The 23,314-nt window shown below is 46.9% G+C and carries 16 protein-coding genes; 2 read left to right on the top strand and 14 right to left on the bottom strand.

Annotation, left to right across the window (positions count from 1 at the left end; genetic code table 11):
• A partial coding sequence (locus AC1DLM_RS17305) for an IS3 family transposase (protein WP_477570676.1) occupies positions 1–163 on the top strand: 163 nt, incomplete at its 5' end.
• Positions 164–364: 201 nt separating this feature from the next.
• Here the strand turns inward: AC1DLM_RS17305 and AC1DLM_RS17300 are convergent.
• The 4 genes from AC1DLM_RS17300 to AC1DLM_RS17285 all read right to left on the bottom strand — a co-directional run bounded on the left by AC1DLM_RS17300 (position 365) and on the right by AC1DLM_RS17285 (position 6,292).
• Positions 365–3,412, bottom strand: a complete 3,048-nt coding sequence (locus tag AC1DLM_RS17300; RefSeq protein WP_477570673.1) for a rhamnogalacturonan lyase — start codon at positions 3,410–3,412, stop codon at positions 365–367.
• 413 nt (positions 3,413–3,825) lie between these two features.
• Positions 3,826–4,371: a hypothetical protein gene (locus AC1DLM_RS17295; RefSeq protein WP_477570672.1), complete on the bottom strand. Its 546-nt coding sequence runs from the start codon at positions 4,369–4,371 to the stop codon at positions 3,826–3,828.
• A 33-nt stretch (positions 4,372–4,404) separates the two neighbouring features.
• Positions 4,405–5,637 (bottom strand): TerD family protein, encoded by a 1,233-nt coding sequence (locus AC1DLM_RS17290; RefSeq protein ID WP_477570671.1) that lies wholly within the window; start codon positions 5,635–5,637, stop codon positions 4,405–4,407.
• Between the two features lie 79 nt (positions 5,638–5,716).
• Complete coding sequence (locus AC1DLM_RS17285; protein ID WP_477570670.1) at positions 5,717–6,292, bottom strand: TerD family protein; 576 nt, start codon at positions 6,290–6,292, stop codon at positions 5,717–5,719.
• A 260-nt stretch (positions 6,293–6,552) separates the two neighbouring features.
• Between AC1DLM_RS17285 and AC1DLM_RS17280 the strand changes: the two genes are divergently transcribed.
• Entirely contained in the window at positions 6,553–7,113 is a 561-nt protein-coding gene (locus AC1DLM_RS17280; RefSeq protein WP_441991297.1) for a general stress protein, read from the top strand.
• A 434-nt stretch (positions 7,114–7,547) separates the two neighbouring features.
• Here the strand turns inward: AC1DLM_RS17280 and AC1DLM_RS17275 are convergent, their stop codons facing one another.
• The 10 genes from AC1DLM_RS17275 to AC1DLM_RS17230 all read right to left on the bottom strand — a co-directional run bounded on the left by AC1DLM_RS17275 (position 7,548) and on the right by AC1DLM_RS17230 (position 23,228).
• Positions 7,548–7,919 (bottom strand): GNAT family N-acetyltransferase, encoded by a 372-nt coding sequence (locus AC1DLM_RS17275; RefSeq protein ID WP_477570669.1) that lies wholly within the window; start codon positions 7,917–7,919, stop codon positions 7,548–7,550.
• 92 nt (positions 7,920–8,011) lie between these two features.
• Complete coding sequence (locus AC1DLM_RS17270) at positions 8,012–13,894, bottom strand: Ig-like domain-containing protein (RefSeq protein WP_477570668.1); 5,883 nt, start codon at positions 13,892–13,894, stop codon at positions 8,012–8,014.
• 179 nt (positions 13,895–14,073) lie between these two features.
• Positions 14,074–17,118, bottom strand: a complete 3,045-nt coding sequence (locus AC1DLM_RS17265; protein ID WP_477570667.1) for an ATP-binding protein — start codon at positions 17,116–17,118, stop codon at positions 14,074–14,076.
• On the bottom strand, positions 17,115–18,260 hold the full coding sequence (locus tag AC1DLM_RS17260; RefSeq protein ID WP_441991293.1) for a response regulator: 1,146 nt from the start codon (positions 18,258–18,260) through the stop codon (positions 17,115–17,117). Before AC1DLM_RS17260 ends, AC1DLM_RS17265 begins: the two co-directional genes overlap by 4 nt.
• Positions 18,261–18,691: 431 nt before the next feature.
• A complete protein-coding gene (locus tag AC1DLM_RS17255; RefSeq protein ID WP_477570666.1) occupies positions 18,692–19,432 on the bottom strand; it encodes an RQC-minor-1 family DNA-binding protein in 741 nt (246 codons plus the stop codon).
• Positions 19,432–20,388: a YecA family protein gene (locus AC1DLM_RS17250; RefSeq protein WP_477570665.1), complete on the bottom strand. Its 957-nt coding sequence runs from the start codon at positions 20,386–20,388 to the stop codon at positions 19,432–19,434. Before AC1DLM_RS17250 ends, AC1DLM_RS17255 begins: the two co-directional genes overlap by 1 nt.
• 234 nt (positions 20,389–20,622) lie before the next feature.
• The gene (locus AC1DLM_RS17245) at positions 20,623–21,210 is read right to left on the bottom strand and encodes a hypothetical protein (protein ID WP_477570664.1); all 588 of its coding nucleotides are present in this window, start codon (positions 21,208–21,210) and stop codon (positions 20,623–20,625) included.
• Between the two features lie 132 nt (positions 21,211–21,342).
• The gene (locus AC1DLM_RS17240) at positions 21,343–22,023 is read right to left on the bottom strand and encodes a tetratricopeptide repeat protein (protein ID WP_477570663.1); all 681 of its coding nucleotides are present in this window, start codon (positions 22,021–22,023) and stop codon (positions 21,343–21,345) included.
• Positions 22,024–22,115: 92 nt separating this feature from the next.
• A complete protein-coding gene (locus AC1DLM_RS17235; protein WP_477570662.1) occupies positions 22,116–22,298 on the bottom strand; it encodes a hypothetical protein in 183 nt (60 codons plus the stop codon).
• A 792-nt stretch (positions 22,299–23,090) separates the two neighbouring features.
• Positions 23,091–23,228, bottom strand: a complete 138-nt coding sequence (locus AC1DLM_RS17230) for a hypothetical protein (protein WP_477570661.1) — start codon at positions 23,226–23,228, stop codon at positions 23,091–23,093.
• Between the last annotated feature and the right edge of the window lie 86 nt (positions 23,229–23,314).

Below are 23,314 nucleotides of genomic sequence, written 5' to 3'. Positions count from 1 at the left end.
AACGTTTGAAGAAGCTTACCAAAGAATACACATCTACATTGAGTTCTACAACAATCGTCGTTTCCACGGCAGCTTGCATAAAATGAGTCCAAGCCGATATCATGAGGCCTGGAAGGCAAATAAATTAGGRGTAGTGGAGATTACCCTTTTTAAAAAAGGTTGAATACGAAAAATGAGAAACTGCGAGAAAGCAAGTATTCAGCAGATAGACTCCATAATTAAGGGGCCGAACCGAAATCGTGAAATATAACTGGATAAAATCCATCTATTTGCCTGGACCACCGTATATTTGCGAAACAGCCTGCCACCAACTCATCGTCATGCCTATTTGGCAAAAAACCCGCTCCATGAGCGGGTTTTCCCATTATTTATAATCTTTTGGATCTTTAGGGTCCTTTGGGTCCTTTGGGTCCTTTGGGTCTTTAGGGTCCTTTGGGTCTTTAGGGTCCTTTGGGTCTTTAGGGTCCTTTGGGCCTTTCGGGTCCTTAGGGTCCTTAGGGTCCTTCGGCTTCTTATCGTGGTGCTTGTCCGTATAATCCACTTTAGGCGCTTGCAGTCCACCTGCCAGAACCGTCTCTCTGATGTCTTCACCGAGGTAGAAGCTTAAATGCGGCGGCTGATTGTACGCCGTGTTCTGCCATGCGATTCCGTTTCTGTATACCGGGTCATGCATGAGCGTATAAATCCGATATTCCGTAGGAATCGTCGTACTGAAGATTCTCAGTTCCGAGCTGTCTGTTGTTGGCAAAAGAACTTCTTCACGCCAATCTCCTAGGATATCTGCCTGTAAAGTCGGAGTCGCCTTCGTTCCATTGTTGCTGACTACGTCTGCAAAGCTTTTTAAAGGCTCAGCCTTCTTCGTGCTGGGATTATATTTCGTGATCGATGTATTATCCAGCAGCTCATTCAACAAATCCCCATCCCAGTGAAGGGCGAAGTTCACAGATACGCCTGCCGTTCTAAAGCTATCCGCTTCGACCTGACCCTGTACGTTGTAAATGGCTCCTCCCGATGCTGGCGTTGTACCTCCTGTGCCCCAGAACTCAAAGCCTGGGCTAGCCGTAATATTAGCCGCCAAGCCACGTCCAGTATCCACATAACCATTGTAGGACATCAGTGTTTCCCCTGTAGCAGCATCATGGAGCTCTACCGATGCTACAGAAGGAACTTCATGTACCGCCATGACCTGCAAACCTTCACGAGCTGGATCAAATGCCCCTACATGAAGCGCATCGCCATGTGAACCCTGTTCACGCTGCATCTCGCCATCCATTTCATAGAGAATGGTGCCGTCCTGATCCAAGGTCAACGATCCTGCGATAATTTCGTCAAAACCATCATTATCAACATCTGCCGTGGCCAGATTGTGGAAGCCTAAACCTGCCCCTCTACCCGCTTGAGCGGAGTCGAAGGTCCACTCTTCTTTGAGCTTGCCATGCACTAAGCTATAGGCCACATACGTAGTCCGTTCATAGTAGCCTCTACCGTAGATGGCACTTGGCTTCTTACCATCCAAATAAGCTAATCCTGCAAGGAAACGGTCCGAACGGTTATGCCAGGTATCTCCCCATGAGGCCACATCTCCCAGCGGGAATGCATAATCAATGGTATCGATCTCCTTACCCGTTTCACCCTTGAATACGGAAATGTACTCCGGCCCCCCGAAAATATGGCCGAACTCATTTACCCATTTACCATTATCCGCAGCGTTACCAATGACACTGATCACCTTGCTGCTATCAAATTTGCCATTTGCAACCCCATAGACGGTCGTTGCATCTGCCGTTTTAATGAGGAATTCGCTTTTGCCATCCCCATCATAATCCGCGATAATAAATTGATGATAATGCGCGCCTGATGTGAGATTAAGCCCCATATTCATGCGCCATAATAGTGTGCCGTCCATTTTATAAGCATCAAAAATTGTCGGCCCCGTCATCGCGTTCTGTGAACTGTCGATAGCGTTAGATGGGTACCATTTCACAACGACCTCATACTCGCCGTCTCCATCCAAATCCCCTACACCAGCGTCATTGACACTATATGTGTAGCTGCCTGTGGACGTAGTTCCTCCTTTAGGCTTTTGCATCGGGATGGAAAGATAATCGTTGGCAGCTGCTGATGTTCCCTCTCTATCCTTTGCTGGCTTTCCATTGACAACTGTCTCCACTTCATAGGTATCTCCGGCAACACCAGCCGAGTCCGCAAAGTTGGTCACAGACAATGGTGACATATTCAGCTTTTGCCCATTGCGGTAAAGATTGAACTTCACATCGCGGTCATACTCATCTGCAAGCAGGCGCCAGCTTACGAATATACCCTCATATGATTGTAAAGCGATAACGCCTCTGTCCAGCCACTCTGTCTGTCTTGCCGTATCTGGCGGTGTAAGACGGTTGTATACATATTGGGTTGCATATCGGCCAAAACCGTTCTCCAGACTCGCAGGAACCGCTAGTTCACCCTTAAACGTGTATACGCCGGCTTCATGGGGATTCCAAGCCTTGCCCACGTTAACCCACGCACTTACAGGCACATTTACCTTACTATTATTGGCTAGGGTGACGCTAACGGATTGCGGTAGACCAATGGAGTGGATATCCGACGTAGTTTGATCTACATACACCGTATGATAGGATAATTTATCCACTTTCGTAATTCGATTTTCCGGAATAGGCATGTGATACACACCAAAGTTATCCAGGTACGTCGTCCAAGCAATATTATTGCCAGATGTCCGCATGCCTACCAATTTAACCGAAGCAACTGAACCATCAAAAGCTACACCATTCAGCGAGGACGTGAATTCCTGACTTGTACCCGCAGCTTTGTCGGTTAACTTGAATTTGACGACCTCATTTTCCACATCAAGATTAATCCCTACCTTATACCACGCTTGCGGATTCGTAATACCCGTACTCGCTGCAGGCTGCTTTCCTGCAAAATATTGCAAAGGTGCATTGTTCGTATTGTTTACCGTAAATACCGTATTGCCAGTGCTATCGAGAATCCTGAACTCGCCACCGTTTTCACTAGGATTGCTAGCGGCTTTATTATTCACCTTGCCAGGGTACCAATCAAATTCAACGAGAATTTGGCTGCCTTTAACCGAAGTACCGAAGGTCTTGGTCGCTACGCGCCCCCCACTTTGGTTCGTCTGAGTGAACTGCAGCATCGGGGTGTTATTCCCCATCACTTCATATGTATTAATCGATACCGTAGCATTCGCTGTTACGAATCCCCAATTAACGGGGTCTGGCGCGATCGTATCACCGAAATCACTATAATAAACACTATCGAGTTCGGCTCCATTGTTACCAACAGCGGCGGATGCCACCAACCCGTTCGGTAGTAAGAGAGCGCTTGCAAAAAGTAACGAAACGACTTTTTTCCATGGTCTGTTAGTTCGCATTGTTATTTTCACTCCTTCTGTTCGAGCTATGAGAGGATTGTGCATGCTCTCGGTAATTCCTCATCGTGCAAGGTTTTGCATATCCTAAGAATCACTTTCTGCCTTCGGTCAGAACTGCTCCTTCTTCCCTCCTCGCCAACCAGAATCCATAACGATGACCCATACAGCTCATACCAGTTGGTATGATTGGCCCGTGTACTAACTGTAGGACTTGTCGGGCTACGCCGTCTATTAGACATTTTTTCAACAATGAAATTAGCTTGCAGGAAGCCATTTGGCAGATATATGACATTTTTGACTCCACTTCTCTTTTCTTGATCTCGCATGTAAAAAGGCAATAAAAACACGAAAAAATAGACCTCCTTGGCCACTTCGTTGGCAGGTGAGGTCTATTGCTCAGTAATCCCTATCGACTACTTGGTATTCGTAAGCTCGATCATCTTACCTTGTGACTCCTTGAATATACGTACCAGGGACTGCACCTTATCAAACTCATAATCTCCAGGACCATAGTTATCCATGAACATTTTCTTCAACAAATCTCCGTAAAAGGTAACTCTTTGCTCAAGTAAATCATGCTCGATTTGGATAATTTCCTCAATGGAATGATTGCCAATGAATTCTTCTGTTTGATCAATCGGATCTTCCCATCTGCCCCCTCTACGCTCAGCAGGATTAGATGCCTCAGCTTCTCTCGCTGGCTCCAATTCAATCGATGTTCGTAAACTCGACAAAGCAATGTTTTCTTTCGCCAGCATGATTTGAAAATATTTATTTTTGAATAAGTCAATGATGACGAGTTTGCATAATTCTCGATTTTGAAGGAGCATTCCGTCGAAGGGGTGGATGGTCCAAGAACCATTTTTCAGAAAAAGATTTAACTTGAACAGCTCGCTGCCATAGATATATTCGATGTTAATATTAGAATCTGACATGATTTCAAAAGAAAATTCTAACATAGCCTAACCTCCTGCAACGACAACCTAATTGAGCTACTTGCTCGCTCTGACCCAACTTAAACCCCAGTTATAGGCCTTATCCAGCTCTTGATGCCCCTGAAAATGCCTCACGATTCGCTCAATACTTAACGTTTCATCCTTCACATTCTGAATCATAGCGATGGCACACATCCGGAGATCGTTATCATGCTCATCGAGATTAACAATGATGTCAGGTCCGCCATTTTGCTTAATTGTGACGATGCCATCCGCTTCAGACCATTTCGACACACCCTCGTAAATGAAGGTGAAAATCAGAATCCGCTTGAAATTGGCCAGCTTGGTTCCATTAATGCGAATGTTCTCTCCGGTTTTAACCGAGCCTGTTCGATCATCACCATCAAGAGCGATATAAGGTTCACGCGTAAGCGATCCAAATGAATTGCCTAGCGCCTGAATTAACCCTTTTCTGCCATCATTAAGTTCATACAGACAAGCTAAATCAAGATCGATCCCGCTAGATGATTCCCCCCAGAAGCCACGGTTGCTTGCCGGTTGTTGATTCCAATTCAGGTTGATTAAGATTTCCCCTAGACCGCCCGACTTCTTCTCGAGGTTGATTTTATCTCCCTTTTTCGTTAATACAATTTTGGAAAGATTAATCTGTGGTCCCTTTTCTGGTATCGATTTCGGTTCCGGCGGCGCGATCTGAATTTCTGGAGCTTTCAACGTTGGCTGCTCATTATCTACAACAACACCATAACTCGCACATAGCGCTTTAAGCCCTCCAGCGTATCCAGCACCGATTGCACTGAACTTCCACTTACCGTTGTATCTATATAATTCTCCTATAACAATGGCCGATTCTACGGAGAACTGATTGCCCAAGTCATAACGAAGTATTTCTTGCCCTGTTGCTTGATTCACGAAACGGAGATAGACGCTGCTGACCGCACTAAAATTTTGACGCCTCGCTTCACTTTCATAGATCGTAAGTGTAAAAGCAATTCGTTCAACGTCAGTCAATACTCGTTTCAGATCGATATTCAGCTGTCTTTCATTTGCCTGCTTCTCGATGTATGTTATAAAGCTATTGCTCGGATTTCCGTAAAAGATAAGATCTTCATCACCACGAACCTTACTGTTCTGCGCAAGTAAAAAGGCCGAAGTATCGAGCTCAATGTGATTGGGAGCCTGCCAACCGATAAAGACTGTTAGATTGGTAAGCGATGCATGCACTTTCGTTACATCTACCTTTTGTCCTTTGATTACAGTAACAACGCTCATGTTGACTTCACCCTTCTTTGTAAAAGATGTAAACAGAAAGGTGGCAACCAGAAGGCAACCACCCTTTACAAGCCAACCTCTAGCTCAAGCCATAGTTCGTAACTAGCGCAGCCAAACCGCCTGAGAAACCACTACCTACCGCTTGGAATTTCCAATCGCTTCCATGACGATAAAACTCACAGAAGACGACCGCTGTTTCAATGGAGAAGTCTTCACCTAAATCATAACGGAGAATCTCATTCTGATTCGCTTCATTTACTACCMTTACGAAAGCGTGGCTTACTTGTCCAAAATTTTGAGAACGTTGCTGCGCATCATGAATCGTAACCGTAATGCCAATCCGACTGATGGCTGCTGGGACTTTAGCGAAATCGATCATGATTTGCTCATCATCGCCGTCACCTTCACCCGTACGATTGTCTCCCGTGTGAACAACCGCGCCGTCATAAGCCTTAAGGTTGTTATAAAAAACAAAATCTGCTGCTGATTTGGCTTTGCCATCTTCATGAAGAAGAAACGCAGAAGCATCGAGATCGAAATCTCCACCGCCATTATATCTATTGGTATCCCAGCCAAGTCCTACAATGATTTTGGTAAGACCTGGGTTGGTTTTGGTTAGGTCAATGCGTTGACCTTTGGATAAATCAATCGACATGGTTATCTCACCTTTCAGATCAAATAATGGGGATATATCGGTTCCTAAAACTAGTATATAGGTTTGTGTATAGGGATCGCAATGATTGCACGTCTATAAATCACCTAAAGAGGTAGAAAAAACACCCAACGGTCGAAAATTAAGTTTTTCACCCCGCTCCATTGAAAGTTGTTTGATATCAGGGGATTTGGGGTAAGTAACCCTATGCCACAGTCGCCTGAAGCGGCTTGCTAATACTCAACTTTCCAGGAGGGATTACCATGAGCAAACATATTATCGGCGTATTCAACACGGAAGAAGAAGCGATTCGCGTTATCAACCAATTGAAGGCAGAGGGATATCGCTCGGAGGAACTCTCCGTAGTGGGCCGCAACCGCGGTGATCTGGACCACATCGAAGAAGCGACCGCGACCAAAGCGGAAGAAGGTCTGGCAACAGGCGCGGCGACAGGCGGCGTACTAGGCGGGGTGACGGGGCTGCTCGTGAGCATCGGCGCTTTGGCGATTCCCGGGCTGGGTCCCATCCTTGTAGCAGGTCCGATCGTGGCGACCTTAACAGGTGCAGCTGTCGGGGCAGGTGCAGGCGGACTGGTCGGCGGCTTGATCGGACTCGGTATCCCCGAGAAGGACGCGATGCTTTATGACGAATATGTTCAAAATGGCAAAGTGCTCGTTCTCGTAGACGGCGATGCCGAACGCGCTAATCTGGCTTATCGGATTTTCCGCGCCCACAAGTCGCTCAATGCGGATACATACAGTCCGGACTACGGGTACGTAAGCAACACAGGCGGCGCCAACAACCGCTATCGCAATAACTTGTAAAGCCGGCGATGTGCCATGCCGACCGCATGACATATGGCATGCCGACAGCATAACCTGTGCATAGCTAAGACCGACAAGAGGCTGTCTCAAAAGTCTATTTAGACTTTTGGAAACAGCCTCTTTTTCGTCAATGACCGATATGGAATAAATAAGGAATAAACATGCTTCCCACAATCTAACTGGATTTTCTCCATCTATTTGAAGCGGATTTCTCGAATTCGAAAGATTAACTGTATTTCCTGTCGTTAAATCCCTTCGATTTGCTCGATTCTTCAAATTCCATCCAAATTAAATGCACTTTTTCCATTTAATCACGAAACTACGTCTAATTCGAGCAAATTAGCTGTAGTTTATACATCTAAACACGAATTGGCAGCCATAAAACACAAGCAGGCCCGCATCCTGTCGGACGCTAGCCTGCTTGCGGCGAATTCCTATCGCTTCATTATGGCGCTACCTGAGCTATACGTGTCGGAGAACTCGCTCGCCGCTTTATCATTATCCCAAACATCGGCATAAATGGCGTTTTTCTTGAATTCCTCCAACGCGAAGGAGCAGGAAGGGATAATCTTGCGCCCTTTGTCACGGGCTTCATGGACGACCATGTCCAGCAGCTGTTTACCCAGTTGACGACCACGGTAGCGCGGGTCCACGTAGGTATGTTCAATTACCCAGGTATCGGTATCGACCAGCCTGTAAGTAATCTCGCCGACCGTACCTGACAGCGTGCTGAGGATGAAGGCGTTGCCTTGCTTTTGTAGAACAATCTCCTCCTCAGCCTCGTGAAACGTATTGTTTGCTTCCATAGTCGAACACCTCCTGAAGGATATGATGCTTGTTTGTACTTATTACCCTTTAGGAGAGGTGGTGAAACAAAGATTGGAATGGAAAACAACGCTTAAATCAGACTCGATTTTTGCAATAATCTCTGAACCATAGTTGCAACCTCGGCTCGGGTGATGTAACCTTTGGGCGCAAGTATAGCTCCGTTTCTTCCAAAAATAATACCAGCCATCACATTGTCCGCAACACTGCTTTGTGCCCATGAGGACACTTCAGCTGTATCTTCAAACGGAAGAAGTTCGGCGGCGGCTGATTGTTCGAACACCTTGTCTTTCAAACCGGTTATCACCATCGCATTGGATAGAATAACCATGGCCTGTTCTCTAGTAATCGTGTCATTCGGTCGGAATGTAACGTCATCCAAGCCGCTGATCAACTGATAGGAATAAGCCGTTTTGACAGCGCTACTGTACCAATCCGCCGATTTCACATCCGAGAATGGCGTTGCTCCATTCTCCAGCTTAAGGCCTAATCCGCGAACGATGATGGCTGTAAATTCAGCGCGGGTGATTTCTCGGTCAGGAGAGAACATACCGCTACCCGTTCCGTCTACAACCATTCGAGAACCCATGTCATTAACGGCATTTTTCGCCCAGTGATTCGCCATATCGCTAAATTCGAGCGGATGCCATACGACCGCATACGTACTGTTGGTCAAGCTGTTGATTTGGGCCTCATACATCCCGTTGATATGTCGGACTTTTGTCGGTACATGACGCACTGACCCATCCTCTTCAACTACAACACCTGTAGTAATCTTGTTCGGATCAACCTCATCCGGAATGGCAATCGTTCTTTCCACATAGGCGTCGAATTTAGTTACTTCAACGATTTTATCGTCATAGACGGCTCTCACCGTAAAATTTAGCGGTTGGGAGACAAGCGCGAGTTGCCCATTGGCTGCAGTGCTCTCGACAACCTTCAACGTATCCGTTGTCGGAACGGCGATTTCAATTCGCACTTTAATGTCTTGTAAGGCTATTAACGCACTAACCTGCTCGGATATAGCGCCTATATTGATTTGTCGCGCTGGAAGCGTGTAGGTCGCATAATCGGTTTTGAACGCCAGAACGGCTTGCTTGTCCTCCATGTTCTTCACCATTTGACCGTTCAGTTCGCCAACGACGATATCGAATTTTTGGCTGATCGGAATCGTGACTACGGCATGTTGCCCTTCTGCTGCAAGCTTCGCAGCCAGCTTTTTCTGATCCACAACCACCGTCATTTCGGTCTGATTGTCTCGCGTCCCGATCGTAGCGGTCCCCGCATTCTCGACCTTCCCATTAACAAGAATATCAACGCCCGTGCTCGTATTGACCGGTGTCGTTGGAGCGGAAGGTTGAGATGGTTGAGATGGTTGAGATGGCTCAGATGGCGAAGTTGATGCTCTCGGAATGACGGAGTTCGATTCTGCGGAAGCTGCGCTTTTCCCCGCGCCGTTGATCGCTTTTACCGTAAATGTATAGCTCGTTTCATTCGTCAATCCTGTGAAGGTTATCGGACTTGCTCCTCCGATGATGACTATATTTCCCGGTGAAGCAGTCACCTCATATTCTKTAATCGTGCTTCCACCGTTATCGCTCGGAGCCGTAAACGTAACCACAGCTTGTCCGTTACCCGCGACCGCCGTCACATCGGATGGCTCTCCCGGGATCGTTGCCGGAGTCGCGCTTATTTGGTTCGATGCCGCGCTCAAGCCGCCCAAGTTTTCTGATTTTACCACAAAGTAATAGGCGGTGCCGTTAACCAGATCTTGAATGCTGTAGGTAGAAGATGTGACAGTCGCTACTTCGACAATATTAGTTAGATCTGCATCCGTTGCCATATAAATATGGTATTTCGTCGCATCCGATACTGTATTCCAGCTCAGCGTAATTTGACGGTCGCCGACGTCAGCCGCAAGGTTTTGCGGATTTGCGGGAGCATTCGGCAAGTTCACGGCTTGCGTGACGTCAAACGTTACAGGAGTCAAGTGATCGGCGGATATGGTGACCGTTGCCGTGTAGGTGTTTGCCAGCAAACCATCCTTGGTATGAATGTCAAAGCTTGTTGATTCGCCGATAGTTAAAGTAGAATCTGGCTTTGTGATTACATAATCGTTAGCGCTTGTGCCGCTAAGCGTGACCGTCAGGTTCGCTAAATCGCCAGTACCCGTATTCATGATGGTAACAGTTCTCGTTTCTTGGCTACCCGATACATATCCTTGAGTAAGGGCCGTTAACGTTTGATCCGTGATTGCAGCGATTGTATAGGTAGGCGCTGCCGTCACAGTTATCGTCGCTGTCCCTTTTTTGCTGCTATTCACCGTCGAAGTCGCCGTGATTGTATAATCGCCAGGCGTGGCATCTGCCGCTACGGTTACTTCCCCCGCGCTATCCACCACCACCTTAGCGTCGCTGCTCGTCCACGTGACCGTCGTCGCCGCTCCGCCCACCGCATCCACCGTAGCTGTGAGCTGCTTGCTTCCTCCTTGCACCACGCTTGCCGTGCTCGGACTAACGGTTACGCTATTGATCGCTGGTGCTGCCGTGACGGTTATCGTCGCTGTCCCTTTTTTGCCGCTATTCACCGTCGACGTAGCCGTGATTGTATAATTTCCAGGCGCGGCGTCTGCCGCTACGGTTACTTCCCCCGCGCTATCCACCGCCACCTTCGCGTCACTGCTCGTCCACGTGACCGTCGTCGCCGCTCCCCCCACCGCATCTACCGAAGCTGTGAGCTGCTTGCTTCCTCCTTGCACTACGCTTGCCGTGCTTGGAGTGACGGTAACGCTAGTGATCGCTGGCGCTGCCGTCACCGTTATCGTCGCTGTCACTTTTTTGCCGATATTCACCGTCGACGTGGCCGTGATTGTATAATCGCCAGGCGTGGCGTCTGCCGCTACGGTTACTTTCCCCGCGCTGTCCACCGCCACCTTCGCATCACTGCTCGTCCACGTGACCGTCGTCGCCGCTCCGCCCACCACATCTACCGAAGCTGTGAGCTGCTTGCTTCCTCCTTGCACCACGCTTCCCGTGCTCGGACTTACGGTTACGCTATTGATCGCTGGTGCTGCCGTCACAGTTATTGTCGCTGTCCCTTTTTTGCCGCTATTCACCGTCGACGTGGCCGTGATTGTATAATTTCCAGGCGTGGCATCTGCCGCTACGGTTACTTCCCCCGCGCTGTCCACCGCCACCTTCGCATCGCTGCTCGTCCACGTGACCGTCGTCGCCGCTCCGCCCACCGCATCCACCGTAGCTGTGAGCTGCTTGCTTCCTCCTTGCACCACGCTTGCCGTGCTCGGACTCACGGTTACGCTAGTGATCGCTGGTGCTGCCGTCACAGTTATCGTCGCTGTCCCTTTTTTGCTGCTATTCACCGTCGAAGTCGCCGTGATTGTATAATCGCCAGGCGTGGCATCTGCCGCTACGGTTACTTCCCCCGCGCTGTCCACTACCACTTTAGCGTCACTGCTCGTCCAAGTGACCGTCGTCGCCGCTCCACCCACCGCATCTACCGTAGTTGTGAGCTGCTTGCTTCCTCCTTGCACTACGCTTGCCGTGCTTGGAGTGACGGTAACGCTGTTCACAGCCGGAGGTATGGCCGTGACGGTGATCGTCGCTGTCCCTTTTTTACTGTTATTGAACGTCGAGGTCGCCGTAATCGTATAATTCCCTGGAGGCGCACCAGTAGCTACGGTTACTTTCCCCGTGCTGTCCACTACCACTTTAGCGTCACTGCTCGTCCACGTAACCGTCTTCGCTGCTCCTCCCACTGCATCTACCGTAGCGGTGAGCTGCTCGGTTCCTCCTTGCACTACGCTTGCCGTGCTCGGGCTCACGCTTACGCTGTTGATGGCCGGCGCTGTCGTGACAGTGATTGTCGCCGTCCCCTTTTTACTGTTATTCGCCGTCGAAGTGGCCGTGATCGTATAATCACCCAGCGCGGCATCTGTCGCTACGGTTACTTTCCCCGCGCTGTCCACTACCACCTTAGCGTCACTGCTCGTCCACGTAACTGTCGCCACCGCTCCTCCCACCGCATCTACCGTAGCTGTGAGATTCTTGCTTCCTCCTTGCGCGATGCTTGCGGTACTCGGGTTGACGGTTACGCTGTTGATGGCCGGCGTTGCCGTGACGGTGACCGTTGTTGTCCCTTTTTTGCTACTATTTGCTGTCGAGGTTGCCGTGATCGTATAAACGCCCGGCACGGCATCTGCCGCGACGGTTACGTTACCCGTGCTGCTCACCGTCACCTTATCAGCAACGTCGCTGCTTGTCCAAGTGACCGTCGTCGCTGATCCTCCCACTGCGTCTACCACTGCAGCGAACTGCCTACTTCCACCTTGCACGACGGTAGCTCTAATCGGGCTGACGAGCACGCTATTGATGGTTGGAGGTATGACGGTAATCGTCGCTGTTCCTGTTTTGCTGTTATTTACCGTCGAGGTTGCTGTGATCATATAATCCCCCGGCGTGGCATCTGCCGCTACGGTTACTTCCCCCGCGCTATCCACCACCACCTTAGCGTCGCTGCTCGTCCACGTGACCGTCGTCGCCGCTCCTCCCACCGCATCTACCGCAGCTGTGAGATTCTTGCTTCCTCCTTGCGCGATGATTGCCGTGCCTGGAGTGACGGCTACGCTATTTACAGCTGGAGCCGGTAAGTTAGCCACCCGAAGTTGTTCCATACCACTACTGTTTTGTTCCTCCCATGCTACGAATAAACCATTGTTCAGTACGGTTATGGCAGGATTAAAAGCGGCTTTCGTATTATCAACGATAAAACCATTTAAGCCGTATTCGGCGCTCGTCCAAACCGTTCCGTTATACATCTTCGCGCGAATTTTAAATACAGGGGTTGATCCTGCCATTCCGGAATGTTCTGACCACACCGCATATAAATCATGATTAGCAACTGCTAATTTCACATAATTAGCTCGGAATGCGGTACTCACGTTGATCCCATACTTCCCGCCGCCGTCAACACTCGACCAAGCGTTACCGTCGTATTTCTTTACCCGAATTTGATCGTCCGTCGTCGAATCAGCCGGTTCATGCCAAGCTGCGTACAAGACGCCGTCGACCGCGGCTAACGTCGGGTAGTACGCACTTTTTCCAGTCGCTATATTTAATCCCGTCGCTCCGCCGTCGATCGTCGTCCAGCTTGTGCCATCATACTTTTTCGCCCGGAGCTGATAAATGGACCCGGATAATTCGGACCAAACCGCGATTAATTCATTTCCCAATACGGCCAAAGCAGGAAAAGCTGCTGCTTTGGCTGGATCTATATTTAATCCGTTCGTACCTCCGTCGACACTCATCCACTCCGTGCCGTTATACCTCTTCACGTAAATTTTACCCAGTTCTGACCACGAAGCATACAGAGCATTATTGTATTCAACCAAAGTAGGAAAGTTAGCGCCCTTTGCCGCATCCACGTTAATTCCCGTCGTGCTTTCCCCTTCGGCGCTTGTCCAGCCTGTGCCGTTATACTTCTTGACCCGAATTTGACCATAGGACGATGTAACCGCTTCGACCCATGCGAGATATAAAGAACCGTTAAATACGGCCAAAGTCGGCATCGTTCCTTCTTTGCCCGAGTTCATGTTTAATCCGTTCGGGCCGTTGCCGTCGACGCTCGTCCAGCCCGTGCCGTTATATTTCTTGACTCTGATTTGAGCGGCGGTTACGCCCGGAACGACTTTTTCTTGCCAGGTGACATAAACTTCGCCGTTCCATACGACCATGGCAGGGGATTCCGCCCGATTGGCTGCATTCACGTTAAGGCCGTTAGGCCCGCCGCCGTCGATCATCGACCAACCGTTTGCTGCGTTAGCCGCGCCACCTCCGCTGAATAATAGAGGAATCATCAGCATAATGGCAAGTAAAACGTGCACGCTTTTGCGGATTCTCCGCTGTCTGTTATTTATTCCTAGCCTTATTTTCGGGATCAATGTGCATCTTCCTTTCTTGATCGTCGTTCTTCCTCAAGTCACGCTTATTTGAGTAGAGCATATCTGACGACACCTTAAAGAAACCTTAAAAACCGACAATTTCTCCAAAAATAAAACAGGCCCCATCCTTAAATCGATGAGAACCTGTCAGGTGAATCCGCATAGTTCAGTTAAACCGACTAAGCAGGGATGCATATGGTGATTTTCGTACCGCGTCCTAGTTCGCTTTCCAGTTCCAGTGAAATTCCATATTCATATTTCAACCGCTTGTTAATATTACGTAGGCCTACCCCCTGCGACTCRTCCGCATCGGGCCTTTCTAGCAGCGTCTTCAAACGTTCAGGCGCGATCCCTACGCCGTCGTCGGCTACGACAAATCGCCACTTCCCATCCGACTCTTCCGCTGTCAATGTTACCGTACCGCCTTCAATGCGATCACCGATCCCGTGACGAATCGCATTTTCGACCAGCGGCTGCATCAAAAGCGGCGGCATACGCAAACCATAGGCAGCTTCTGCAATATCATATTCGAAGCGAATACGATCTTTGAATCGGGCACGCTCAATTTCTACATACGTTCGAATCAGACTGAATTCTTCTGCAAACCCGATGCGCTCCTCCGCATTGCTAAACCGAAAGCTTCCTCGCAAATAATCGGCTAGATCGGCAATCATCTTTCTCGCTCGTTCCACATCCTTATAGCTTGATGCCACAATACTATTCAGTACGTTATACAAGAAATGAGGTTTGATCTGTGATTGCAAAAATGCCACTTCCATATGAATCGCTCGGCCTAGAGATTCCTTCATCGCGAGCAAGCTGCCGATTCTTGCCTTAAGCTCTTCCAGATCGAACGGTTTCGACAAGTAGTCATTCGCCCCTGCTTGGAGTGCTGCCACCTTATCCTGGGGTTGAATCGCCGCCGTCACCATCAGAACGGGCAGCTCCAGCAACGAGTATCGTTTGCGAATCTCTTGACACACTTCATAGCCTGACATCCCTGGCATCATCAAATCGAGAATGACAAGATCGATCCTGCCCGTTTGATCGAGCTGCTCCAGCGCCTCATACCCGTTCTTGACCGCGATCACGCGATAGTCGAGGGCTTGAAGCGCGTCCAATAAGACTTTTAAGTTAACAAACTGATCGTCAACGATCAGAACCGTATGCTTGCCGCTCTGATTCGTATGATAAGGCGTAGCGAAGGAATATTCGGCTTCCTTGGGTATGAACTGTGGACTTAAATTGGACAAAGACAATATGGCTTCACTTTGCTCATCGGCGATCGGAAGCGTGAATGTAAAGGTCGAACCAACTCCAGGCGTGGAAGTAGCCGAAAGCGTACCTCCTTGCAGTTCAACTAGTTGTTTCGCAATCGGCAGCCCTAATCCAAAACCACGGTGCTGATCTCCCTCGAGTGATTTAAACGGTTCAAAAATGAAGGGAATCTCCTGGGGCTCGATACCTTTTCCTGTGTCGTGTACCGCGATTTCAAGTCTGCCTCCAAGCTCTCTGCCGGTAATGACAATCCTTCCGTTCGCCGTATGCTTGATCGCATTATCCAGCAAATTCCCGATAACTTGACTCAGACGTATTTCATCGGCCAAAGCGGAAGGCAACTGCGCAGGCACATGGTTCACCAGTTGAATATGGTTTTCCGTGCACAAATAGGAATAGAAGCGCACTTGCACCTCCGCGACCGAACGAACATCGATTGACGCCGGAACGATTCTCAGTTCACCTAGTTTCAGCTTGGATAAGTCTAAAATATCGTATACGAGCTGCGAAAGCTTCCTCGTAATGTCGGTAATCAACTGAAGCTTTTCCCGTTGTTCCGCAGTTGGCGGATGTGCAGTATCGTCCAGCATGGACCGAGAAATATTCATCACACCGTGAAGCGGCGTCTTGAATTCATGCGAGGTTCGAGCTAGAAAATCATCCTTTAACTTGTCGGCTTGCAGCAATTGCCCGGACAGCTCTTCGATTTTACGGAAAGCGTTAGAAAACCGGAGCGACATCAGTAACGCAAGCATCAGCAGAACAAGAAAAGGTTCAACCGGCGCAAGCGAATAGATCGGCACGCCGAAGTACACGTTCACATTCTGGTTCAGCACCAGCACATTCAAAGCCATAGCGGCCACAGCCAAATACCCGCTTCCCGCTACTCGGTGCAGAGCCGTATAAACGAATACATACGTTGCATACAACAACGAGAAAGTCACGTAAAACGACGTTAATTGACGAAACGGCCCTGTTGTAAGCTCGGAGGCGAAGCCGACATGCAGCACCGCAAGTATCCCCCCCACAGCCAGCCCGCCTCGAGTGAGCCATTTATAACAGTAAGGCCGAAAAGCGGTATATACATAAAGGAAAAATCCAACACCTACGCCAACTGTCAAAACCATCTGGATTCGGAAATACAGCCAGAACGGAATCGGGCCGACCGTATCAAATAATACTCTCTCGCCGCTGACGCTTGTAAATGCAGCAATGCATACACAAACGATGCCAAGTACCACAAGTGATAAATCATCCCTACGCTGGGAAAATAATCCAATAAAATATAATCCCATGATCAAGAAGGCGGTTAATACGATCCAATCATGAGCTGTCGCACGATCACGAATCCCGGTGATTTGCTCAGCCTTGCCCAAGAGAAGAGATTCACCGATCCCGCTGCTTACACGAAATTCATAATTAGCTACCTGAACCAGAATGTCATTCCAGCCCGGCTGCAACGTGAAGTAGCTGACATACGGTTTATTAAGCGCTTTGTACTGCTGCCTCTCGGCCGGATTCCCGCTTGTTCCAACGATTTGGCCATTGACGATGAGCCGATTCGAGATCAGAATAGACGCTGTTTTCAAACCATACACCGCGCCGGCGTCGCCGATCCGAATCTGTAATCGATAAGTCGCCATGCCAAGCGTATCCATCTTTTTTGACCATGATCCAGGAACCTGAATCATCTCAGGTGTTAATCCCCCTGCAGTGGCAGAAGATGGAGAAGGCTGACTAGTGAATAGTTGACCTGGATAAAGCTCCCACTGCCCATCCAGCCGAACGACTCCTTCCTCCTCAAACTTCCAAGCGGATAAGTCCATGACCCCTTTTACCGCTACAGGCATTGGATTTATATGAGTAGAGAAGTAAGCCCACAACAGCCCATAGGTTGCAATCAACAGAGTTAAAGTGATAAGCGCTGCCGCAACTTTTTTTCTCATCGAGCTTGCTCCATCATGTCTTTCATTTGTTGGACCAGCCGCAATGTCTCTTCCTCCAGCTCAGCTCCCAATTGAAGGCGCACCGATTGTTCCAATTGCAAACAGATACGATACGCTTCATTTCGATTGCCCATCTTCAGATGCAGCTTGATCAACTCACGTCCGTCGATCTCGGAATCAGGGGCAAGTGACAGTATTTTTTGCATACTGTCCACCGCTAGCGTACGATTACCCTGACTTTGAAAATACCCGTACCATTTACGCAGCACACGAACATACGTGGCTTTGATCTCCAACTGTTTGGCGGTAGCCCAACTGAAATCGCAAGCTTCCATATACTCGCCTGTGTACATCTGGTTCATTTTGTCATATGACCGTTCATCCATCTCCGCTTCGGCCCATGTGTTGCTAAGTAACTGCTCAAATTCGGTTACATCGACCGTGATCCCATCCACAACAGCGACGAATCCTTGATCCGCTTTGCGTATATGGATTGGAATCTGATGTTCCGCCAAACTTCTCCTTAAATAGGACAGACATGTATATAAATACGTTTTCGCCTTGTTCAAATCGTACCCTAGCCATAACGCCTCAATGATCGAAGCGGTATTCACAGACTTTCCTGCATAATGGATCAGAAACGCGCAAAGCTCCTTTTCCTTCTTCGTTTTCCATGTCAGCACCTTGTTCTCGTCACTCGGCAACCCGATATGGAAGCCTCCTAGGCAGTTGACGGTCGGGGCCATGCTTCCGCTCTGGCGCACCTGAATGACGGACTCGGATAAAGATTGTTTAATCCGCGCAACCGTATTCTGCAATCTGTCTATCGTAAAAGGCTTCAGCAGATAATCCGTCGATTGAATTTCAAATGCCTCGACCGCATATTCCGCATAGGCCGTGGTGAAAACGATCGGCATGCGAGGTAACCTGCTTCTTATTTTTCTGGCAACTTCAGTGCCCTTCATTCCCGGCATTTGATTATCCAGAAACACTGCATCCACAGGAGAGTTAGCTAACGCTTCAATCGCTTGAATCGGATTCATATACGTTCCTACTATATGGATATTTCCTATTTGTCCAAGCAAAATTTCCAATAAATCCAGCGCATCTTCTTCATCATCAATGAGCATTACACGAATCATCAACCTTGGTCTCCTTACTTATTGCAAGCATTTCCTTATAAGAAATTTCGACAAAAAGTGAGGTGAATCCTTTATTTTCTGCTCGTGAAACTACACCTAGAATTCGTGAAAAAGAGTAGAGGCTGCTCGAAGCTCCGACTGTAAAAACTTCTGCATGGGGAAGCATTCCCTACAATACTAACTTTTCGAATTCTACGTAATGACGTAGGACGTAAGGGGGCTTTACCCAATTTATAAATACGATATCAGGCAAGTTCGATGCTAAACCCTTTCGACTCAATCTCTGACACCACCATAAAAACAAAAGACACCCGAAAGGATGTCTCTTGTTTTATAGTGGTGATTTAGCAAAGTTACAAATCGAAGAGTGGCCTTTCATTGTCTTGCATTATCCGTTAATGTTGATTACCACAGGGTCACTTGGGATGCAGTTAGGCTTTTTCCAAGCAGTTCGAACACCTTTCTGGAAACCGTAACCCTTCACTCGTGTAATAATCAGGGTTCGTTTCATCGAATAAGAAAGGAGCGCCACATTGCTGACATGCCATGATAATCGGATCGCTCGTGCGGATAAGCAACGATTTGGCCCGTTCCCGTTTTAACTGCTCCCATTCCGGATTTTCCATTTCATCCAGCTGCTTCAACACTTCGATTACCTGCCGAATCTCAGCCTGAACTTTCTTGAAATCGATACTTTCCCATTGAGTCAAATAAGGTATGTACTTCTGGTTCCCGGAGCATAAAATTTTGTACAGGAACAAGAAAACCAATCCCCGGTTACGTTCCTTCAAATATTCCATGCTGATCGGAGTAATGTTGTTCTCTATCCAACAATCCCATTCCTGCAGAAATTCTTCGGCACGTCGTTCTCTTTCAACCGCCCAGCCGCGCGAAGTGAATACGATCATAGGCAGCTTGCCGTGCATCTCGACTTCCAAAAACCCCGTGTGAATCATCTGATCCACTTTAACCATGATCTGCTCCAAGGAAAGGTCCCTGTAGAACCCGTACGAAGGATTTCGATCTAGCCCCAGCGCCAACAGTTTCTGTTCTTTCGAACCTTTCAAAATTTTAGAGAGCAGCGTACGTCCGCCTTCGGCGATGATATCGTCAGCAGCCCTCAGAATCGCCCGCAATTCGAGTTCCGGTAATGGCAGATTCCCTCGTTTCATTAAATCATCAGTTCCTTTATCCGTTCTTCTAAAATGTCTTTGTCTGACGAAGCTTTCTCTAACCCTAGACGGTACAAGCGCAGCGCTTCATCCTTATCGCTTGCTGACGTAAAGCTAAGCCGTGGATTATACATGTCCCCCCATCCGACGTATCCCCAGGCCCATACGGGGTGCTCGTCAGTCAGCTGCTTAAAAAGCGCATTGCCTGTGTTTATATCGCCTTTATAAAAGTGTGCTTCCGCACACGAGCGGCGCAATTCTAATTTATTGTCCTTACTCATGTCCGTCAAATGCTTCAGCATATCCCGATATAATAGAATTAAACGATCCCAGCTTTCAGGGTCCTCCTCCTGCCGGTTCCGGCACTCTTCTACCATATCAGGTTCCGTATCGAAGAAAACAGCATTCATTTCATATGGAAAATCGAATTTATCCATAAACTGTTCTAATGAGCGGCACTTATAGGGAACAAGAATATGATCTCTCATCGCTGCCCATATCCCCCAAAATCGCTCCAGTATTCTTTCATTTGGCTCATTGTCCAAATAGTCTACAAGCATATCCTCTAAGCGGTATAAAGAGAATTGATCCGGAAGCCACCTCTTCCAAAGTTCTTCTGCAGCAAACAAAGGAAAGTCCTCATCAATTTCATCGATTGACGACGATAAGCGTCTTATCCATTTTTCACCAACCTCATCAGCGCTGATATGCCCTATAACCTCATTGGCAAATTGAGTTCTATTCGTTCTGATGCCCAAAGCATTCAACTTGCCCAAAATCTCAGCTTCACTCATCGCCTCCAGCTTCTCCGCTGTCCATGCACGTGCGACAAAGCTCTTGAAATCCACAGGGGCTTTAACCGCTTGGGTAATCGGCTGGTCATATTTCGGAATGCAGCACTTCTTATATTTGTCTCCGCTGCCGCAAGGGCATGGATCGTTTCTACCGATTTTCATTGTTTCCTCCAGAAAATGAGTATTGGTTTTTGACCATTATATCATGGACATTATGAAGTAAAAAACAAAGAGTATGCTCGGAGGACTCCTATCATCGTTCATGGTTACGGCCAATCGCGGCCGCAGATCATAACATTCTTCGGCCTGATTCCGTTAAAACATAAACCGGATCCCTGGGCTCAGAACAGCTCGGAATGCGCAGATGAAATGACCTTTTGAAGATAATCTTTTTATTTACTCAGGCTTATCCATGCTTTTCGCAACTTTAAAAAGAACTTTCTCATTATCTTGGAAAAACTTCTCTGAGATATTCGCATAGAAGTGGTACTCAACATCTTGTTTGGAGATATAAACCATTTCGTAAAGCACCTTATTGTTATGTTTCCCAAGAATAAGTGTTGATTCCTTTCCATTATCCAATTTAATCTTTTGCAGTTGAACATTTTTGTTATCTTTCTGGTGATACGGATCGGAAATACCCTCCAAATAATTTGATGCGTATACTCTAATATCAACATCCTGATTGCCAACGTAAAGTATTTTCCCATCACCGTTATCGGACTCTTCACCAGTTCTCCATTCCGATGGATATTTTATAGAAAAGCCATACCTTGTGTTTGAATATTCATTAAATTGGGTTGGCGTAGGTGTAGATTCTTGCGCAGATGTCAGAGTTGACATTGAAGTAGATTTTGGTGGCTCAGTTGTGGGTTGCTGCGAATCTAAACGCTCTATCTCCCCACCCTTTTGTTGCGTATTCCCATCACATCCTACTAAACTAATAACCATAACTATAAGTAGGTATATTAAAAATCTTCTCACTTTGCACCTTCAATCAGTATGATAAAATTACTCTACTATGCTAACACCTTACTCATGTAATCGTTTACTAATCGCTTTGATTCCCTTTAAGGCACGTTCATTATTAGGTTCAATCTCCAACGCCTGAGTAAGTCACTTTAATGCCTGTTGGTAATCGTTCAACTTAAAGTAGGCATACGCCATTTCATTTAGATTCTCTATATCGCTAGGTTTACTTTCGTAAACTTTTTCAAAATAGCGGATAGCTTCATCAAATTGTTTAAGTGAACATAAAACGTATCCCTTGTTCCACAATGCATCAAAACAATCTTTATCGTAATGATAAGCTAAATCAAATTGCTTCAACGCTTTTTCCTTCTCATCTAAGCTCCAAAATATCATACCTAAGTTCATATGAGTTTCCGTTTGTTCATTGTTTATTTCCAACGATTTTTGATAATATTGTTTAGCCATTTCGTATTCAGCAATCTTTTCGTAATACACGCCAAGATAAAAATAAGCATCTTCATTATTGGGGGTAGCGATAATTGCTCTGTTTAAATAAGCAAGGGATTCTGTGTGATTACCCAACTTTAAGTAAGCACGACCTTTATTAAAAAACAGTCTTTCCCATGTAGGACTTATTTTTAGTGCTTTATCCAACAGTTCTAGTGCCTGTTGAGAATTACCTAATTGTATTTGGCAACACGCCATATAATTAAGGCAATCAGCTATTTTTTCATTCTCATCAACATAAGCTAACTCAAATTTTTCATATGCTTCTTGATAAAGCCCATTTGCATACAGTTTGTCGCCTTGTTCAAATAAGTTCAAATTAGCTTCCCCTTATAGATAAAATCATGCTTTTATCGCTTTAATTTCAAAATAAAAAACTAGCTAAAGATTAGCCACTCACTGCTTATAATTTAATCGCAGTCTGCCGCACCACATAAACTTGCAAAAAACTCTGATACATAGTGCCAAATAACCCCACCTAAAATAATTAGGCAAATCATAAGAACCACAATAAAGATAAGTACTATTTTTCTAGATTTTTTAGATTCTAGTATATATTCATTTTCTTCATCAAGTTGCCAATCATCACGCATTGCTAAAGGCTCCCCCTACATAAAATCATTCTTTTCTTAACAACTTATAGCTGCCTTTCGCTACCTCCTTATTATATCATTAATTCACAAAATCAGGATATTGGCAGAACTCTCTCTGTATTATCAACCATTGCTGATACAACGTAAAAAAGCCCCTCAGAAGGGCTTCTTAGCATTTTAAAGCCATCATCGAATCGTTTAATCATAAGAGAAACAATTCTTTTGATGACATACATTCAACAAAATGATTCCTCATTCTAAAGTTAACGAGTAATCTTACCGCGCTATTCTCTGTAGACGTATCGTCTACAATAAATATACAAATTGCAATTCTTATACTTCTTGTCTACAATCCGTCTACATTTCCACCCTTAGACAGGAAAAAAACCGCTCAGCGAGCGGGTTCTCTGTATGGAGGTTAAGGAAGTATTGAAATGTCTATCCAACTTACTGACGAAGCCCACTCACTGATGACTACCCTAGCTTTACCATTCAATGCCGTGCTCCCTCCGCTCACACTCCGGTCGGCGCTGGCGAACCCTAAAGGGGTTCAACTCCTTGCTCACACATACAAAAGAAAAAGCACCCGTTGAGGGTGCTTTCTTCTTTGTATGGAGGTGAGGGGAGTCGAACCCCTGTCCGAAAATATTGCCACACAGGCATCTACGGGTGTAGTCACAGTTTTGATGTCATAAAATATTCCTACCCGACTTTCAGCAATATAATATAAGTTCTATTTATCCAACTACAAATATTCACGTGTCTGAATGATTCCCTGCTCTAATAGCCTGTTCACCCTTGCATCGATGAGATTTCCAGCCACTTCAATTGGGATTCCTGAAAGATATCCTCCCAGAATATAGATTCTCCGTCATCATCCAGCATCAACTTACTCATTAAATTCGTTGGACTGAGACGATCTTCCATCATTACAAATAATTCGTATGTTCATTATTTGTTGCCCAGTTTACTAGTATTCCTGCATCAAGTATAGCCCTTTGAAGAAGTTGAACGAG

It is taken from the genome of Paenibacillus sp. 01T442 (assembly GCF_056398345.1).
Note: the sequence above shows the minus strand (reverse complement) of the source record. Positions and strands in the feature narration are given on the sequence as shown.

Coding starts and splice junctions, on each gene's coding strand:
- AC1DLM_RS17300 (WP_477570673.1), bottom strand. CDS start 3,412: ATGCGAACTAACAGACCATGGAAAAAAGTCGTTTCGTTACTTTTTGCA.
- AC1DLM_RS17295 (WP_477570672.1), bottom strand. CDS start 4,371: ATGTTAGAATTTTCTTTTGAAATCATGTCAGATTCTAATATTAACATC.
- AC1DLM_RS17290 (WP_477570671.1), bottom strand. CDS start 5,637: ATGAGCGTTGTTACTGTAATCAAAGGACAAAAGGTAGATGTAACGAAA.
- AC1DLM_RS17280 (WP_441991297.1), top strand. CDS start 6,553: ATGAGCAAACATATTATCGGCGTATTCAACACGGAAGAAGAAGCGATT.
- AC1DLM_RS17275 (WP_477570669.1), bottom strand. CDS start 7,919: ATGGAAGCAAACAATACGTTTCACGAGGCTGAGGAGGAGATTGTTCTA.
- AC1DLM_RS17260 (WP_441991293.1), bottom strand. CDS start 18,260: ATGATTCGTGTAATGCTCATTGATGATGAAGAAGATGCGCTGGATTTA.
- AC1DLM_RS17255 (WP_477570666.1), bottom strand. CDS start 19,432: ATGAAACGAGGGAATCTGCCATTACCGGAACTCGAATTGCGGGCGATT.
- AC1DLM_RS17250 (WP_477570665.1), bottom strand. CDS start 20,388: ATGAAAATCGGTAGAAACGATCCATGCCCTTGCGGCAGCGGAGACAAA.
- AC1DLM_RS17235 (WP_477570662.1), bottom strand. CDS start 22,298: ATGCGTGATGATTGGCAACTTGATGAAGAAAATGAATATATACTAGAA.
- AC1DLM_RS17230 (WP_477570661.1), bottom strand. CDS start 23,228: ATGATGGAAGATCGTCTCAGTCCAACGAATTTAATGAGTAAGTTGATG.